Below are 17,349 nucleotides of genomic sequence, written 5' to 3'. Positions count from 1 at the left end.
TTTTTATTTACCAAAGAAATACAGAATGTATGAAAGATATAGCCGTTCGTTTTACAGAAAATCCACTGCTGTCACCTTCAGATTTAACGCCAAGCAGAGAAGGACTGGAAATAACCTGCCTTTTAAATCCTGGAGTATTTCAATTTCAAAATAAAATCTGGCTCCTTATAAGAGTTGCCGAACGACCTAAACAAATCGAAAACAGCATCTCTTTTCCAATACTAACCAATAAAGGGACTATTGAAATTATTGAGATCAAAAAAGACGATCCTGAATTAATTGCAACAGATGCAAGAGTAATAAACTATAAAGGTGCCGATTATTTAACCACACTTTCGCATCTTCGTTTATTATGCAGTGAAGATGGACGTACTTTTTATGAGCCAAAAAACTACCCATCACTGGCTGGAGAAGGTATACTGGAAACGTTTGGAATCGAAGACTGCCGTGTTGTGTTGATTGATCAAATCTATTACCTAACTTTTACTTCTGTATCAGAAAATGGTGTCGGTGTTGGCTTACGAACTACCATAGATTGGCAAAAATTTGAAAAACATGGTATGATATTACCTCCTCACAATAAGGACTGCGCCATTTTTGAAGAAAAAATAAACGGCTTATTTTACGCATTACACCGTCCTAGCAGCGTTGACATTGGAGGCAATTACATTTGGATAGCTTCATCTCCAGATGGTATTCACTGGGGAAATCATCATTGCATTATCAAAACTAGAAAAGAGTATTGGGACAGCAAAAGAGTTGGCGCTGGCGCTGCACCTATAAAAACCGCAAAAGGCTGGTTAGAAATTTATCATGGAGCCAATGAAAATCATCAATATTGTTTAGGTGCTTTTTTAATGGATCTTGAAGACCCAACAAAAGTTCTCGCCAGAACAGAAGACCCAATTATGTTTCCTAAAACAAATTACGAATTAAGCGGCTTTTTTGGAAATGTTGTGTTTACAAATGGTCATATTTTAGATCCAGATGGAGAAACACTGACAATCTATTACGGAGCTTCAGATGAGTTTGTCTGCGGTGCGAAATTTTCGATTACAGAAATCCTTTCGCTTTTAAAAGATATCTAAAAAGCTTGTCTGAAGAATCAGTTAATCACTTCAAACAAGCTTTTTTTATATTAATACAGCTCAAAAATAAATGATTCAGAAGGCATAATTTTAATTTTAGCCTTGCCTACTCCATTTTCTACTTTTAGCAATACAGAATTTTGCTGATACAATTGATCAGTAAGTTTATACTCTCCCTCTTTTAAATTCCATTTTGCAATGACATCCGCGGGAATTTTCAATTCGAATTCACTAGTTTTTTCTGAAGAAAAATTAGCAACAATGATTAGCTTTTGGTTCTCTGACCAGCGAACATAAGAATAAAGCAATTCGTCATATCCAACATTATTTTGACGATTTTCGTATTGTATTTCTTGAAAACTTCCCATTAAAGCCGGGCTCTTAATAGAGAAATTCAATAAGCGCTTGTAAAAATCTCGCAAGTTTTTCTCTGATTCCGAAAGCTGTCCGCCGTCAAACTTACCATCATTCATCCATTTTTGATGATTTGGAACTCCGATATAATCAAAAATAGAAGTTCTCGAACGAGTGCCAAAACCTGCATTTTCGTTTCCAGCCTCTCCTACTTCCTGTCCAAAATAAATCATCGTAGGCGACGTACTTAAAGTTGTTGAAACTACCACTAAAGGCTTTCCTCTCTCAGGCGTTCCTGCAAACTCAGGCGAAGCCAAACGCTGCTCATCATGATTGTCTAAAAAGTGAAGCATATGATGCTCGATATCTAACATTCCTTTTTGAATATCAGTCAATCCATCTGGAGTAGATTTTCCACGAATAATATCTTTCAATTTATCGTAGGTTTCTACTTTATCATATAAATAGTCCATTTTACCTAAGCGAATATAATTTCGATATTCATTCGGATTATAAACTTCTGCTAATAAAAAAGCTTTTGGATTTTTCATTTTGATGGCTGAGTTCATATAACTCCAAAATTCATACGGAACCATTTCGGCCATGTCATAACGAAAACCGTCAACACCTTTTGCTGTCCAATACAAAGCAATTGATTTGAATTTTTTCCAAGAATCAGGAACATCTTTATCCTGCCAAAATGCAAAATGTTCTTGATATGATTTCTGATCAAATCCAGCTGGAAGTTCTGGAAAATCTTTTGAGCCGTCAGGACGAACACCATAATTCACCTTTACCGTTTCGTACCAGTCATTTTGGTCTGGTTTTACTTTACGTGAACCATTTCCTGTCCATTTTGCAGGGTTTTCATCAAAAAAACCATCAACCATAGGATTTTTTTCTCCGTTTAACGGAATATCTCCATCAGGAATTTCAAAGTGTGTTTTTGGAATATAATAAAAGTTATTATCTCTTTTGTACTCTACATTTACATCGTCATCAGCACCAAAATCTTTAACACCTTCAGGATTATTCTTTCCTTCATATTTTCTGGCGATATGATTGGGAACAATATCAATAATTAATTTTAGGCCAGCTTTATGCGTTCGGGCAATTAAGTTTTCAAATTCCTGAAGTCTATTTGCTGGATTTACTGCCAAATCTGGGTTTACATTATAATAATCTTTAACTGCATAAGGTGATCCCGCACGACCTTTTACTACCTCAGGATCATCATTTGAAATTCCGTATGCTGTATAATCTCCAACCAACGCATGATGTGGAACGCCGGTATACCAAATGTAAGTAACTCCTAAATCTTTAATTTCATTAAGTGCTTTATCAGTAAAATCATTAAACCTCCCTACTCCATTCTCTTCAATTGTTCCCCAAGGTTTATTGGTTTTATTTTTATTGCCAAACAATCGGGTAAAAACCTGATACACTACAATTTTATGTTCTTTTGAATTTTCGTCTTTTACTTCACTCATTTTTAACTCTTTTGTTTTACAGCCCGAAAACAAAATTGTTACGGCTATTCCAACAGCAAATAATTTACTTTTTATCATATTTTTAAATCTAAGACATACTTTCTTGAACCAGAAACTTAAATCCTAATCCAAAAACTAATTCCTAAATTTAGTTTATTTTCTACACCCTAAAGAACACAAATTTTGATTTACACTTTTTAACTTCAAAAATGCATCACTACAACGTTAGAGTTAAATATTTTGTTGATAAATTACAGGAGAAGGTTCAAAGTTGCAAAAGTTCAAAGAAGCAAAGGTTTAAAATAAGTAAAAAAAATGAACTATGTTTCAAATATAAACTTTGGACCTTTGCTTCTTTGAACCTCTGAACCTAAAAATAAACATTTATAAATTAATGCTAATAACAATATAAGGTTGTAACCTTTTTCATAAATTTGACAAAAATTTAATCACTTGAAGAAATTACTCTTTTTTATATCTTGTCTGCTTTTATTAAGCATACAATTCATTTCTGCACAAGCTTCAAAAACTGCTCAGGCACCAAAAAAAATTAACATAGAGCATTCTGATTTCTTAGATGTTGATCAAGTTTTAGTACCTGACGGAATTTTACTAACTGGAAATGTAAAGGTAAATCATGATGGCGTTGTTCTTACTTGCAACAAAGCCTACTTTTTTCAAAAAGAAAATTATCTAAAAGCCTTTGGAAATGTACAGTTGGTTCAAGGCGATACTTTGTTTCTAAACAGTAAATATGCAGAGTACAGCGGAAATATCAAAAAAGCATTCGCAACAGGAAACGCTGTAATGACTTCGCCAGATGCAACTTTACAAACAGACACTATCAATTTTGATAGAAATGTTCAAGAAGTTTTTTATAATACTAAAGGTACAATCATCAACAAAGACAATACATTAGTCAGTAAATCTGGGAAATATTTTGTTGCAGAGAAAAAATTTCAGTTTTTAACTGCGGTTACTCTTACCAACCCAAAATATGTTGTAAAATCAAATCACTTAGATTATTACAGTAATTCGGGACACACCTATTTACTTGGACCATCGACTATAACTAGTAAAGCTAACTATATTTATACAGAAAAAGGTTTTTATGACACCAAAAAAAACCTCGCGCATTTTCTACGAAAATCGTATATAAAATACGATGATCGACTTATAGAAGGTGATAGTTTGTATTATAACCGAAATACTGAATTTGCATCGGCAACTCGAAATGTAAAAATCACTGATTCTATAAATCGAGGTATTGTAAAAGGTCATTATGCCGAAGTTTATAAACTAAAAGATTCCATGTTTGTGACCAAAAGAGCTGTTGCGGTTAACTTTGTAGAAAATGACTCTGTATATATTCACGGTCAAAAACTAATGGTTACAGGAAAAGAAGGCGAACGCATTTTAAGGGCTTTTAAAAATGTACGTTTCTACAAAACAGATATGAGCGGTAAATGTGATTCGATACATTCTAATTCTAAAACGGCTTTAACCAAACTTATTGGCAATCCAATTTTATGGAATGGCGGCAGTCAGATTACTGGTGATATTATGCATTTAATTGGCGATAATAACACTAAAAAACTAGATTCTTTAAAAGTCCTCAACAATACTTTTCTTATTTCAAAGGATACATTAGGAACGGGCTACAATCAAGTCAAGGGACTCAATTTGTTCGGAAAATTTAAGGAAGGTAAACTTCACGATGTGGATGTTATTAAAAACACCGAAGTTGTTTATTTCATGCGGAATGACGCCAATGAATTAATTGGAATTAATAAAAATGTAAGCAGTAAAATTAATCTGATTTTAGAAAATAACGCAGTAGAAACTATTACATTCTTTAACAGAGTCGACGGCGATATTTATCCTGAAGAAGATTTACCTGAAAATGCGCGTAAATTGCGAGGTTTCGTCTGGCGCGGCGATGAAAGAATAAAATCAAAAGATGATATTTTTACTGCCGAGGATAATGAAATGAATGACAAATTAGTAAAGCAAGGAAAAGACGAGGAAGCTAAAGAGAATGTCCCAATGAAAGTCAGGAAAGAGACACGAGACTACGACAAAAAGAAACCCGCTGCAAAACCTGCTGCTAAAGAAAATAAAAAAAGCAGCAAATAATAGTTTTCAAATTCTAAGCTTATACGGCGTTCACAAAAATGAAAATATTTCCAACAAGCAATTACAGCTTCAAAATAATTGGAGAACCAGTAGAATCTCTTGAACGTTTAAAAAGAAGAACACAAATTTCTGAGAGCTTAAGCTCAAAAATAACAGATAAGTCTTTTCTTGGAATTATTACTAACAATAGCTTTCGAATAATTTCATCTGAAATTGGAAAAGGCGCATTCTGCGTGTTAAATGGAGAGATTAGTAACAAAAACGGAACTGTAAACATAGAGATAAACAAAGCTTTTCAGATTTTGCTAAGCATCATTTTATGTCTGCCAATTGCTGGTCTTATTGCTCAATTACTTAGTCAAGAACCAAATTTAGCTGTTGTATTAATTGCAGCCGCGACAGTTCAAATCCTAATGATTCGGTTTATTTTTATTGAACTAGCATTTAGACGTTTATCTAAAAGAAGTTTAAGCCGATTGAGTGATGTATTAGATATTGAGTCTATTGAAAAAATATAACAAATCACAAATAGTATTTAGGTTCCAATTTTAAAGATTACATACAATTAACTTTAAGACTTTTAAACCTTAGTACCTTTGTTACTTTGAACCTTTAAAAAAATGAATCCAGATTTTATAAAATACCAAGCACAAACATCCCCATATCCATTAGGAATGGAAGTTTCGCATGCCATTGGTTCCTATATTTACGATACAAGTAATAAAAAATATTTAGACTTTGTTGCCGGGGTTTCGGCTTGTACGCTGGGACATCAGCATCCAAGAGTCAATCAAGCGATAAAAGACCAGCTGGACAAATATTCTCATGTGATGGTTTATGGAGAATATTCGCAAAGTCCTGCTGTTCAATACTGCAAATTAATAGCTTCTTTGCTTCCAGAATCTTTAAATAAAACCTATTTAGTAAATTCGGGTACAGAAGCCATTGAAGGTGCCTTAAAACTAGCTAAAAGAGTAACTGGACGAAGCCAGCTTATTTCTTGTCATAACGCATATCACGGAAACACAATGGGCTCTATGAGTGTAATGGGATTTGAAGAGCGTAAACAAGCTTTTCGTCCTTTACTTCCTGATGTAGATTTTATCACTTTTAATAACGAAGCCGATTTAGAAAAAATCACAACTAGAACAGCTGCAATTTTGCTAGAAACTATTCAAGGCGGAGCTGGTTTTATTCAGCCCGAAAATAATTTTCTGCAAAAGGTGCGCAAGCGTTGTGATGAAGTTGGTGCAATGTTTATTGTAGATGAAATTCAACCGGGATTTGGAAGAACAGGAAAGCTTTTTGGTTTTCAAAACTATGATGTTATTCCAGATATTGTGGTAATGGGAAAAGGTATGGGAGGCGGAATGCCTGTTGGAGCATTTACAGCTTCGGCTGAAAAAATGGATCTTTTAACCGAGAATCCTAAACTTGGACATATCACTACTTTTGGAGGTCATCCTGTCATTGCGTCAGCCTGTCTTGCTACTTTGCAGGAATTAACTGAAACAAATTTAATGCAGCAAACTTTAGAGAAAGAAAAACTTTTTAGATCACTTTTGGTACATCCTTTGATAAAAGAAGTAAGAGGAAAAGGATTAATGCTTGCCGCTATGACTGAAACGGCCGAAATAACCAATCAGGTCATTTTAAACTGTCAAGACAAAGGACTAATTTTATTCTGGCTGCTCTTTGAAGGATGCGCTATAAGAATAACACCGCCATTAACTATTTCAGAAGAAGAAATAAAAGAAGGCTGTGCCATAATTTTAAATGTTATGGATGAAATATTGAAAAAGGAACAAGTCTAATAAATAGCAAGACTTATTTCAACAGCAATTAGAACCTGTTTGACATCTCAGTTACTAAAATAATAATCAAATAATCTTTTTGTTATCAGAAGATTATGACTAAAAACAGAATCGGAATTCTGTCCATATTGTTAATTAAATTGTTCACAACAATTAATTTTCCTTTCCCACATCAATAATATGGTTGCCTAATTTTATAACAGGCTAATTTCAAATAAAACAAAGTATGCAATTAAGCAACGAAGAAGAAGATTATAACCTATCCCTATCCAAATTTGAGTCGATGTTAAAAACTAACAAAGTACTCTTTTTTGATTCTGAAGAATTTGAAGAAATCATTCTTCATTATTTAGACATAGGCAAGGCTAATTTAGCAAAAAAGGCCTTAAAACTTGCATTAGACCAACATCCAAAATCTACAGGCTTAAAATTAGTACAAGTAGAAATGCTGGTTTATGACGACAAACTTGAAATCGCTGAAAAGCTTTTAAACGAGTTATATGCGATTGAACCTAACAACGAGGAAATTTATATCCAGAAAGCCAATATTTGTTCGAAAAGAGATCAACACGAAAAAGCGGTAGAACTACTTAAAATAGCACTGCAATATACAGATGACTATGCTGACGTGTACAATTTGATTGGAATGGAATATCTTTTTATGGATAACCTCGAAATGGCAAAAGACAACTTCATCAAATGTCTTGAAGAAGACTTAGAAGATCAATCTGCCTTATACAATGTGGTTTATTGTTTTGAATTTTTAGATCAAAACCAAGAAGCCATTCTCTATCTTAACGAATACATTAACAAAAATCCGTACAGCGAAATTGCTTGGCATCAGCTTGGGCGTTTACATTACGGAGTAAAAGAATACGAAAATGCAATTCGCGCTTTTGATTATGCAACCTTAATCGACGATGAGTTTTTAGGTGCATTTATGGAAAAAGCCAAAGCTTACGAACGTCTAAAAAAATACAATGAAGCAATAGAAAGCTATAATCGTACAATCGAATTAGACGATGCAACTTCTTATGCTTTATTGCGTATTGGAAAATGCTACGAAAAGCTTGGAAATTCGATAAAAGCGTTACAGTATTACAATCAAACTGTACACGAAGATCCACTTTTAGATAAAGGATGGATCGCTATTACAGATTTTTATGTTCGTCAAAAAAACTTTCAAAAAGCATTATTTTTTGTCAATAAAGCTTTAGCTATCGACAATCAAAATCGTTTGTACTGGAAGCGTTATGCAACCATAAACAAACAAATGAACTTTTTTGAAGAAGCTGAATTTGGTTATAGAAAAGCAGTAGAATTTGGAGATCATGCTTTAGACACTTGGTTATTCTGGGTCGATATTCTTCAGTTTTTAGGAGAATTTGACAGCGCAATACAAACTTTATTACAAGCTTCTGAGTATTTTCCAGAAGAAAATGAAATCGAATATCGTTTGGCAGGATTGTACTTTATGATTCAAGATAATACAAAAGCAAAATTTCATTTAAGTAATGGCTTACGCTTAAACTTCGATAATTATATTTTGATCGAAGATTTATTTCCAGTAGTTTGGACAAAAAAAACAGTTAAAAATTATATCGAAAAACACAGAAAACAATAATGATTGGTATTTTAAAAAGACGTTTTGGCTTACTAGGTCGTAATATTAGTTACTCATTTTCAAAAGGTTATTTCACAGAGAAATTCAATGATGAAGTTTTTGCCGGTAACACCTATGAAAATTTTGACATTTCTGAAATTGATCATTTCAAAGGATTAATCAAGAATAACCCTGATTTAAAGGGTTTAAATGTAACAATTCCTTACAAAGAACAAGTCATTCCCTTTTTAGACAAACTTTCAAAAAAAGCAGCTCTAATAGGCGCTGTAAATACGATTAAATTCACTAAAAAAGGCAAACTAAAAGGATACAACACCGATTATTACGGCTTTAAAAAATCGTTAAAACCTTTATTAGAACCACATCATAAAAAAGCACTTATTCTAGGAACAGGCGGCGCATCAAAAGGCGTTGCCTTTGCTCTAGATGAACTTGACATTCCGTACATTTTTGTTTCAAGAGAAGCAAAAGAAAATATTATCGATTATAATTTAATCAATGCCACTACTTTTGATAATTTCAAAATCATTATCAATTGTACACCAGTGGGAACAAGTCCAAATATAGAAGCTTGTCCAGATCTTCCGTACGAGTTTTTTACAGACAAGCATATTGCTTATGACTTAATTTACAATCCGGCAGAAACTCAATTCTTAAAAAATGCAAAAGAAAGAGGAGCTGTAATAAAAAACGGATACGATATGCTTATTTTTCAAGCCGAAAAAGCTTGGAAAATATGGAACAAGTAATATGCACCTAAAATAAAAATAGTAAAGTATTTTTTCATAAATTAGACTACTCATTAATAAGTAGTTATGAAAAAATCGCCACTATTTTTTTTTATATGCTTTTTGATTACTTTTTCTGCAGAGGCACAGGACTCTAGTGATATCGATATAAATTCATCAAACCTTTATTCGGAAGCCCGTTATCATTACTATCTAAAAACAATTTTACTTTTTAATGAATATTTAGATACAGACAATGGCTCGTTTAATACAACTGAACTTCGATTCTTACATCCAATTGCAAACAAAGCATGGAATTTAAGAGTCGATCTTCCGTTAGTTTCTTCAAATACTTCTTCTATCAATAAAACTGGAATTGGAGATATCGGCGTTGGTGTTAGTTATATTCCATACTTAGAACAAAAAAATGGCGGTATCGCTTTTCGTGCAAGAGTACTTTCAAATTCAGCTGTAGATCCTGCTTTAGGATCTGGAAAATGGGTATTTGCTCCAGCAGTTTTCTACGGAAAATATCTTATCCCGAATAAACTTTTATGGATCACTTCATTAGAAAATCAAAGCAGCTTTGCTGGATCCAGCAATAGAAATGACATTAATACCACCGCATTCGAAAACTACTTTATGTTCATTATTGGCAAAAACTGGATTGCAGCCGACGCTGCTTTTAGATACAATGCCATAAACAAAGGTTTTCCGAATAATGCTTTTGTTGAGTTTGGCAGAAAAATCACCAAAAATGATATGGCATATGTTCATCCAAGCGTTGCTTTTGGCGGTCATAAAACTTACAACTTTGGTATCGAAGTCGGGATGTTGATTTTGTTTTAATGTTATCGTGTCCGAAGATTATTTAACAATCAATACTTTTCTTCTTTCTAATAACAAAAGCAATACTCCTCAATAGAAATGCAAACTTTCAAGCTTTTTTCTTAAAAGAATATCTATTCTCAATTTAAATTTACTTCAAAAAAAAATCTAAAAAACAGATATCATATTTCTAAACATCTTCATTAAATAAGAATTTCATCGTAAAATAGCGTATAAACAAACGATTTATTTTGTATTTAGAAACACCTTTACTATCTTTCGCACTGTTAAAGTAAAAACCTTATACATTTAAAATGTTAGAAGAAAAGAATGATAACCTGCAAGAAGCAGACGGAAAATTAGAAATCGATACTACTGATTCTACACAAAACGATACAATAGAAACACCTGTTTCTGAACCAGTATCTGAAATTTCAATTTCGAACACTGAAATTGAAGAAGAAAAAAATGTAGAAACTGAAGAGACAGATCATCAAAATGCGCTGGATGCCATCACAAATTCTAATGCTGAAGAAAGTGAAGACGAAACGCTGAAAGAGCGTCATGATATTCCTATGAAGGATTATCACACTTTTACATTAGACGCACTTGTTGACGAGTTAAAGAAACTGGTAAGTATAGACAAAATAATGTCTGTAAAAGACCATATTGAAGAAATAAAGAAATCATTTTTACTACAATACAATCATCTTATAGAAGAGAAAAAAGAAGAGTTTAATGCTTCTAAAGAAGATCCAAACGAAGAGTTTGAATATCATTCTCCTTTGAAATCTAAATTTGATGAATATTATAATGTTTTTAGAGAGAAAAGAAATGCTCATTTTAAACATTTACAAAGCAACTTAAAATCAAACTTAGAGAATCGTCTTGCGATTGTAGAAGAGTTAAAAGAGTTGATAAATCCACAGGAAAACATAAAAGACACTCTTAAGCATTTTAATGATTTAAGAGAACGATGGAAAAATGCTGGAGCGATTCCAAAAGACAAATACAATCACGTTTGGAACAATTACCATTTTCATGTAGAAAATTTTTATGATTATCTGCATTTAGATCGTGAAGCGAGAGACTTAGACTTTAAACACAATTTAGAGCAAAAGCAAAAAATTATTGCAAGAGTTGAAGAACTTGTAAATGAAAGCGACATAAGCAAGGCATTCCGTGAATTACAAGATTTACATAGGCTTTGGAAAGAAGATATTGGTCCCGTTTCTAAGGAACACCGCGATAGTATCTGGAATAAGTTTAGCGAATTGACAAAAAAGATCCATGACAAAAGAGAGCTTTTGTTTGAAAGTCAGCGTGCAAACGAACACAATAATCTTGAAGTAAAAAAAGAAATCATTGCAAAGATCGAAGTTCTAGGAACTGAGAAAGTAAATTCACATTCGCAATGGCTGGTACAAATTCAAAAAGTTGAAGCGCTTAGAAATGAGTTTTTCGCAGCAGGAAAAGTGCCGTCAGAAGTTAATGAAGAGACTTGGGCTGCGTTCAAAACTGCCGTAAGAAACTTTAATGCATTTAAAAATTCGTTTTACAAAGACATTAAAAAAGATCAAAACGACAATTTGAATAAAAAAATGGCTCTTGTTGCTAAAGCCAAAGAATTACAGGAAAGTGTTGACTTTAATGCAACTACTCCAATCATGAAACAAATTCAAGAAGAGTGGAAACAGATTGGTCACGTTCCTAAAAAATATTCAGACAAAATCTGGAAAGAATTCAAAGATGCCTGCAATCATTATTTCGATAAACTAAAAGAACACAAATCAGAAGAAAACGGTGACGAAGTTGCTGCTTTTGACAACAAAAAAGCATATTTAGATATTCTTCGTACTTATCAATTGACAGGAGACCATAAAACTGATTTAGATGCTATTAAAAAGCATATTGAAATCTGGAAAGGTTATGGAAAAGTTCCTTTTTCAAGACGTCATATTGAAGGAAAATTCAACAAAATCCTTGATGCTCTTTTTGAAAAATTAAGCTTAAGCAAAAAAGAAACTGAAATGATTCGTTTTTCTAATCGAATTGATTCATTGAGTGACAGCAACGACACTCGTAAATTAGATAATGAAAAGATTTTCTTGATGCGTAAAATTGAAGAAGTTCAAAACGAAATTTTCCAATTAGAGAATAATATTCAATTTTTTGCGAATACTAAAAATGCTAAAAAAGAGAATTCAATTGTTCTTGAAGTTCGCAAAAATATAGCGATTCATAAAGAAAGTCTAGACGTTTGGAAAGACAAATTAAAGCAATTAAGAAACTTAGGTCAAGAATAACGTTTTAAGTTTAAACAATAAAAAAAAGGTGTAATGATTTGTTCGTTACACCTTTTTTATGTTAAACCGTTTTTTTCACCGCAAAGCAAGCAAAGTTTTTATAGGCAAACTTGTTAGAAAAACACAAAGTTCGCAAAGCTGATTCAATACAAAGCTTTGCGAACTTTGTGTTTCTCTAACCGCAATGTAAAACAAAAATCTTAGCGTGCTTTAAGGTAAAATTCGCCCCAACCTTCATCTCATTTCAACCCGAAATTTAACATTATCATCAAACTTCGTAAAACCGTTCTAAAAAATATTGATTATATTTGATAATCAACAAATTAAGCATACTAGTATTAATTCTAATAACGACAGAAAATGAAATTTACAAGAAAAGCAAATGCCAACTGGCAAGGAACCGGTATGGAAGGAAAAGGAACTATAATTACACAAAGCACAACGTTAGACAAAGCCCAACTCTCTTTTAAGACTAGATTTGCGGATGGCGTTGGTACAAATCCTGAAGAATTAGTCGCTGCAGCTCATTCAGGCTGTTTTACGATGCAATTAAGTTTCTTACTTAACGAAGCAGGTTTTACTGCTGATGATCTATCTACAGAAGCGACAGTAACTTTTGAAGACGGCTCTATCACTTTAATTCATTTGGACTTAAAAGGAAAAGTTCCTGGAATTTCTGCAGAAGAGTTTGATAAAACAGCGGCAAAAGCAAAAGAAATCTGTCCGATTTCGAAACTCTTAAACACAACAATTACTCTTTCGGCAGCACTAGTAAATTAAGCTGAAAACAAATCATAAAAAAAAACCATCAGCCGCGACTGATGGTTTTTTTTTATATAACAGCTATAAAACTATTAGTTCATAGTAGCTTTTAGCGCTTTTGCTTCAGCAGTCATTTCTAACGCTTTGTAAACTCCTAATAATGTTTTAGCAACATCTTCGTTTTTAGGATCAAGCTCATTTGCTTTTTTAAGGTAAGGAATTACACCTTTAAAAACATTTTCTCTTTGTGCTTTCAAAACATCGTAACGCTTCATATCTTTTGCAGAAGTTCCCAATTTATTCATCTCATCGATAATTGGTCTTTCAGCTTCTAATTTTAATGCAGCAAGGTTAAGGTATGCATTAGTATAACTAGGATTGATTTCGATAGCTTTTAAGTAATATTTCTCAGCATCAGCAGTATTCTTTGCATTTGCACTTAATACACCTAAATTAAAAACTAAATCAGCGTTGTTTGGTTCTTTTTCTAATGCTTCACCAACCAATTTTTTATACATATCGAAATCTTTAGTTTCTAGGTATAAGTTTGCTTCTGTTAAAATCAAAGAAGTATCTTCTGGATTTGTTTTTCTTGCATCAGAAATAGCTTTCTTAGCATCTTCAGTACGTCCTTTTTGAACTAAAATTAATGCTAAGTTTTTATAGATTTCACCTCTTTTTGAAGGAATCGCTTCTGTTTTAGGTTTTTCGTGAGTTCCTAACTTTACAGCTAAATCTCTTTCTTTTGCGTTGTTAAAACTATCATCATTACCGCTTGCTTTATTAACTGCAGTATACATAGTTCCTTTTCCAGAATAGTTTAATTTTTTCAACTCTTCGTACATTGGAAGTGCAGTATCAAAATCTTGAGCATTTACCGCTGTAGAAGCTGCATAATAAAGATTAATAGTATCTTTTTTATCTAACAAATATGCGTCATATAATTTCTGAGCACCTTCTTTGCTTTTATTATTTTGTGTATCAGCAATTGCAGAATTAATCAATTTTCCTTTGATTTCTACGATTGAAGCCGCAGCTTGAGTTGAATACTTAAGTTTACCTGATGTTTTCTCAACTTCAATTAATTTTTTATAGCTTTCAGCTGCTGCAGATAAGTTTTTACTTTCTTCAACTTTTTTGTTTGCTAAATCTAAAAGAGCATTTCCTTGTACAAAATAGTACTGAGCCTGCTCAACATCTTTAGCATTAGCGATCAAGTTTTGTGCATCTTTTAATATAGTGACTGCTCCTTGAGCATCTCCGCTTTTTAATGCCTTCTCAGCATTTTTTATTTGATCTTTTTGAGCAAAAGTAGCTACTGAAATCAGTAGTGCTGATGCAAGTATTACATATTTACTTTTCATAATGTTCAATTTGAATATTTAATTTTATTTTAGTGGTTTATAATTATTCTTCTGATTCTTCTTCCTCTGAATCGTCTTCGTCTTCAATTTCTTCTTCAGAGTCATCTTCATCATCATCTTCTACAACACCTTCGTCTTCAAGAACTTCTAAGTCTGGCTTAACTCTTTCGATTACATTTTCAACAACATTACCATCCTCATCTACAACAACTTCTTCAACATCATCTTTCATTACTTTTGTAACTGCAGCGATAGAATCTTTTCCTTTTAAGTTAATCAATCTCACACCTTGAGTTGCACGTCCCATAACACGTAAATCCTCAATAGCCATTCTGATAGTTAATCCAGATTTATTGATAATCATTAAATCATCAGCATCTGTAACGGCGTTAATCGAAATTAATTTTCCTGTTTTCTCCGTAATATTAAGAGTTTTAACTCCTTTTCCACCACGGTTAGTAATTCTGTAAACATCTTCACCATCATCATCAACTAATTTGGTACGTTTTCCGTATCCATTTTCAGTTACAACAAGAATTTGCGAATCGTTTACATCATTTTTAGCAACGGTAACCATACCAATTACTTCATCAGTTTCGTCTTTTAAAGTAATTCCACGAACTCCAGAAGCTGTTCTTCCCATCGGACGTGTTTTTGTTTCTTCAAAACGAACTAGTTTACCTGATTTAACTGCTAAGATAATTTGGCTTTCTCCATCAGTTAATTTCGCTTCAAGAAGCTCATCTCCTTCTTTAATTGTAATAGCAGCAACACCATTTACACGAGGTTTAGAATATTTCTCTAGAGAAGTTTTCTTAACCTGTCCTTGTTTAGTTACCATTACAAGATTATGAGTATTGATATAATCTTTGTCTTTTAAGTCTTGTGTACAAATAAAAGCTTTTACTTTATCATCACTTTCAATGTTCACTAAATTCTGAATTGCTCTTCCTTTAGCTGTTTTACTTCCTTCTGGAATTTCGTAAACACGCATCCAGAAACATTTTCCTTTTTGCGTAAAGAACATCATATATTGGTGGTTTGTCGCAACGAACATATGCTCAAGGAAATCTTGATCTCTTGTTCCTGCACTTTTTTGTCCAACTCCACCTCTATTTTGAGTTTTGTATTCAGTAAGATTTGTACGTTTGATATAACCAGCGTGCGAAATTGTAATTACTACATTTTCATCAGCAATTAAATCTTCAATACTTACATCTCCACCTGCATATTCAATTTGAGAACGACGAGCGTCTCCGTATTTCTCACGAATTTCTTCTAATTCTTCTTTAATTAAATTCGTTCTTAAATTAACATCTGCTAATAAAGCTTTCAAATGCTCAATTAATTTCATTAACTCTTCAAACTCAGCTCTTAATTTATCTTGCTCCAGACCTGTTAACTGACGCAAACGCATCTCAACAATTGCACGAGCTTGAATATCAGATAATTTAAATCTTTCGATTAATTTATCACGAGCTTCTTCTGTATTTTTAGAACCTCTAATAATTGCAATTACTTCATCAATATTATCAGAAGCAATAATTAAACCTTCTAAAATATGAGCTCTTTCTTCTGCTTTGCGTAATTCAAACTGCGTTCTTCTAACTACTACATCATGACGGTGCTCAATAAAATAGTGAATCATATCTTTTAGATTCAACATTTGCGGGCGGCCTTTTACAAGTGCAATGTTATTTACACTGAAAGAAGATTGTAAAGAAGTATACTTATATAAGGTATTTAAAACTACGTTTGGTGTAGCATCACGTTTCAAAATATAAACGATACGCATACCATTTCTATCAGACTCGTCACGAATATTTGCGATACCTTCGATCTTTTTCTCATTAACTAAATCAGCCGTACGTTTAATCATCTCGGCTTTGTTAACTTGATAAGGTATTTCGGTTACAATAATAGACTCTCTTCCATCAACTTCTTCAAAACCAACTTTGGCACGCATTACGATACGTCCTCTACCCGTTTTAAAAGCTTCACGAACTCCTTCATAACCATATATTACACCACCAGTTGGAAAATCTGGAGCTTTAATATGCGTCATTAATTCATCTACTTCAATATCATTATTATCAAGGTATGCTAAAGTACCATTAATAACTTCAGTTAAATTGTGCGGCGGCATATTTGTCGCCATACCAACTGCAATACCTGTTGCTCCGTTTACTAATAAAGTAGGAACTCTTGTAGGCATTACTTTTGGCTCATATAAAGTATCGTCAAAGTTCAATTGAAAATCAACTGTTTCTTTTTCGATATCTGCCATAATATCTTCTGAGATTTTACGCATTCTAGCCTCAGTATAACGCATTGCTGCCGGGCTGTCTCCATCTACAGATCCAAAGTTACCTTGACCGTCCACTAATAAATAACGCATACTCCATTCTTGAGCCATACGCACCATTGCATCATATACAGAAGTATCTCCGTGCGGGTGATACTTACCCAGAACCTCTCCTACAATTCTCGCAGACTTTTTATGGGCAGATCTTGACGTCACACCTAAATCATACATTCCGTAAAGAACTCTTCGATGCACTGGTTTCAAGCCATCTCTAACATCCGGAAGCGCTCTCGATACAATTACTGACATCGAATAATCGATGTAAGCTGATTTCATTTCATCTTCAATGTTAATAGGAATTAACTTTTCTCCTTCAGACATAAGTTGTTATGTTTAAATAATTATATTAGTTTCAAAGCGTGCCAAGATACGTTTTTTTGGAATTTTTTCAGCTATTTACTTACACTTATTTCAATGATTTATTAACAACTTTATTTTGCTTTTTAGTTAATAAATTAAGCGTTTTTTAACTGTTTTTTTGTTATTTTTT

Annotated in this window: 12 protein-coding genes; 9 read left to right on the top strand and 3 right to left on the bottom strand. The window is 33.0% G+C overall.

Annotated elements, in window-relative coordinates; translation table 11 throughout:
• The first annotated feature begins 29 nt into the window (after window positions 1-29).
• Window positions 30-1,088 carry a glycoside hydrolase family 130 protein gene (locus NLG42_RS13440; protein WP_257681301.1) on the top strand — a complete coding sequence of 353 codons (1,059 nt, stop codon included), beginning with the start codon at window positions 30-32 and terminating at the stop codon, window positions 1,086-1,088.
• A gap of 50 nt (window positions 1,089-1,138) precedes the next feature.
• Here the strand turns inward: NLG42_RS13440 and NLG42_RS13435 are convergent, their stop codons facing one another.
• The gene (locus NLG42_RS13435; RefSeq protein WP_257681300.1) at window positions 1,139-3,010 is read right to left on the bottom strand and encodes an alpha-amylase family glycosyl hydrolase; all 1,872 of its coding nucleotides are present in this window, start codon (window positions 3,008-3,010) and stop codon (window positions 1,139-1,141) included.
• Between the two features lie 375 nt (window positions 3,011-3,385).
• Here NLG42_RS13435 and NLG42_RS13430 point away from each other — a divergent pair, with 375 nt between their 5' ends.
• The 8 genes from NLG42_RS13430 (at window position 3,386) to NLG42_RS13395 (ending at window position 13,148) form a co-directional block, all read left to right on the top strand.
• Window positions 3,386-5,068: an OstA-like protein gene (locus tag NLG42_RS13430; protein WP_099719715.1), complete on the top strand. Its 1,683-nt coding sequence runs from the start codon at window positions 3,386-3,388 to the stop codon at window positions 5,066-5,068.
• Window positions 5,069-5,106: 38 nt separating this feature from the next.
• Window positions 5,107-5,586 (top strand): hypothetical protein, encoded by a 480-nt coding sequence (locus NLG42_RS13425; RefSeq protein WP_257681299.1) that lies wholly within the window; start codon window positions 5,107-5,109, stop codon window positions 5,584-5,586.
• A gap of 102 nt (window positions 5,587-5,688) precedes the next feature.
• On the top strand, window positions 5,689-6,882 hold the full coding sequence (locus tag NLG42_RS13420; RefSeq protein WP_257681298.1) for an aspartate aminotransferase family protein: 1,194 nt from the start codon (window positions 5,689-5,691) through the stop codon (window positions 6,880-6,882).
• Between the two features lie 226 nt (window positions 6,883-7,108).
• Window positions 7,109-8,506 carry a tetratricopeptide repeat protein gene (locus tag NLG42_RS13415; protein WP_089058149.1) on the top strand — a complete coding sequence of 466 codons (1,398 nt, stop codon included), beginning with the start codon at window positions 7,109-7,111 and terminating at the stop codon, window positions 8,504-8,506.
• Complete coding sequence (locus tag NLG42_RS13410) at window positions 8,506-9,255, top strand: shikimate dehydrogenase family protein (RefSeq protein ID WP_089052323.1); 750 nt, start codon at window positions 8,506-8,508, stop codon at window positions 9,253-9,255. The genes NLG42_RS13415 and NLG42_RS13410 overlap by 1 nt, the downstream gene beginning before the upstream one ends.
• 66 nt (window positions 9,256-9,321) lie before the next feature.
• Window positions 9,322-10,083, top strand: coding sequence for a lipid A phosphoethanolamine transferase (locus NLG42_RS13405; RefSeq protein ID WP_257681297.1), 762 nt, complete (start codon window positions 9,322-9,324; stop codon window positions 10,081-10,083).
• 293 nt (window positions 10,084-10,376) lie between these two features.
• Window positions 10,377-12,368, top strand: coding sequence for a DUF349 domain-containing protein (locus NLG42_RS13400; protein ID WP_089058151.1), 1,992 nt, complete (start codon window positions 10,377-10,379; stop codon window positions 12,366-12,368).
• A 360-nt stretch (window positions 12,369-12,728) separates the two neighbouring features.
• The gene (locus NLG42_RS13395) at window positions 12,729-13,148 is read left to right on the top strand and encodes an OsmC family protein (RefSeq protein ID WP_257681296.1); all 420 of its coding nucleotides are present in this window, start codon (window positions 12,729-12,731) and stop codon (window positions 13,146-13,148) included.
• Window positions 13,149-13,222: 74 nt separating this feature from the next.
• On the opposite strand, the gene NLG42_RS13390 is transcribed toward NLG42_RS13395, so the two are convergent.
• Window positions 13,223-14,494: a tetratricopeptide repeat protein gene (locus tag NLG42_RS13390; RefSeq protein WP_089058153.1), complete on the bottom strand. Its 1,272-nt coding sequence runs from the start codon at window positions 14,492-14,494 to the stop codon at window positions 13,223-13,225.
• Window positions 14,495-14,537: 43 nt separating this feature from the next.
• Window positions 14,538-17,180 carry a DNA gyrase subunit A gene (gene gyrA / locus NLG42_RS13385; RefSeq protein WP_257681295.1) on the bottom strand — a complete coding sequence of 881 codons (2,643 nt, stop codon included), beginning with the start codon at window positions 17,178-17,180 and terminating at the stop codon, window positions 14,538-14,540.
• Window positions 17,181-17,349: the final 169 nt, after the last annotated feature.

Source organism: Flavobacterium plurextorum, assembly GCF_024638035.1.
GTDB classification, from domain to species: domain Bacteria; phylum Bacteroidota; class Bacteroidia; order Flavobacteriales; family Flavobacteriaceae; genus Flavobacterium; species Flavobacterium plurextorum.
This window is presented reverse-complemented; position numbering and strand designations above follow the sequence as displayed.

What these genes read in the sequence shown, in the direction of transcription:
- NLG42_RS13440 (WP_257681301.1), top strand. Translation starts at nt 30, where the DNA reads ATGAAAGATATAGCCGTTCGTTTTACAGAAAATCCACTGCTGTCACCT.
- NLG42_RS13435 (WP_257681300.1), bottom strand. Translation starts at nt 3,010, where the DNA reads ATGATAAAAAGTAAATTATTTGCTGTTGGAATAGCCGTAACAATTTTG.
- NLG42_RS13425 (WP_257681299.1), top strand. Translation starts at nt 5,107, where the DNA reads ATGAAAATATTTCCAACAAGCAATTACAGCTTCAAAATAATTGGAGAA.
- NLG42_RS13420 (WP_257681298.1), top strand. Translation starts at nt 5,689, where the DNA reads ATGAATCCAGATTTTATAAAATACCAAGCACAAACATCCCCATATCCA.
- NLG42_RS13415 (WP_089058149.1), top strand. Translation starts at nt 7,109, where the DNA reads ATGCAATTAAGCAACGAAGAAGAAGATTATAACCTATCCCTATCCAAA.
- NLG42_RS13410 (WP_089052323.1), top strand. Translation starts at nt 8,506, where the DNA reads ATGATTGGTATTTTAAAAAGACGTTTTGGCTTACTAGGTCGTAATATT.
- NLG42_RS13405 (WP_257681297.1), top strand. Translation starts at nt 9,322, where the DNA reads ATGAAAAAATCGCCACTATTTTTTTTTATATGCTTTTTGATTACTTTT.
- NLG42_RS13400 (WP_089058151.1), top strand. Translation starts at nt 10,377, where the DNA reads ATGTTAGAAGAAAAGAATGATAACCTGCAAGAAGCAGACGGAAAATTA.
- NLG42_RS13395 (WP_257681296.1), top strand. Translation starts at nt 12,729, where the DNA reads ATGAAATTTACAAGAAAAGCAAATGCCAACTGGCAAGGAACCGGTATG.
- NLG42_RS13390 (WP_089058153.1), bottom strand. Translation starts at nt 14,494, where the DNA reads ATGAAAAGTAAATATGTAATACTTGCATCAGCACTACTGATTTCAGTA.
- gyrA (WP_257681295.1), bottom strand. Translation starts at nt 17,180, where the DNA reads ATGTCTGAAGGAGAAAAGTTAATTCCTATTAACATTGAAGATGAAATG.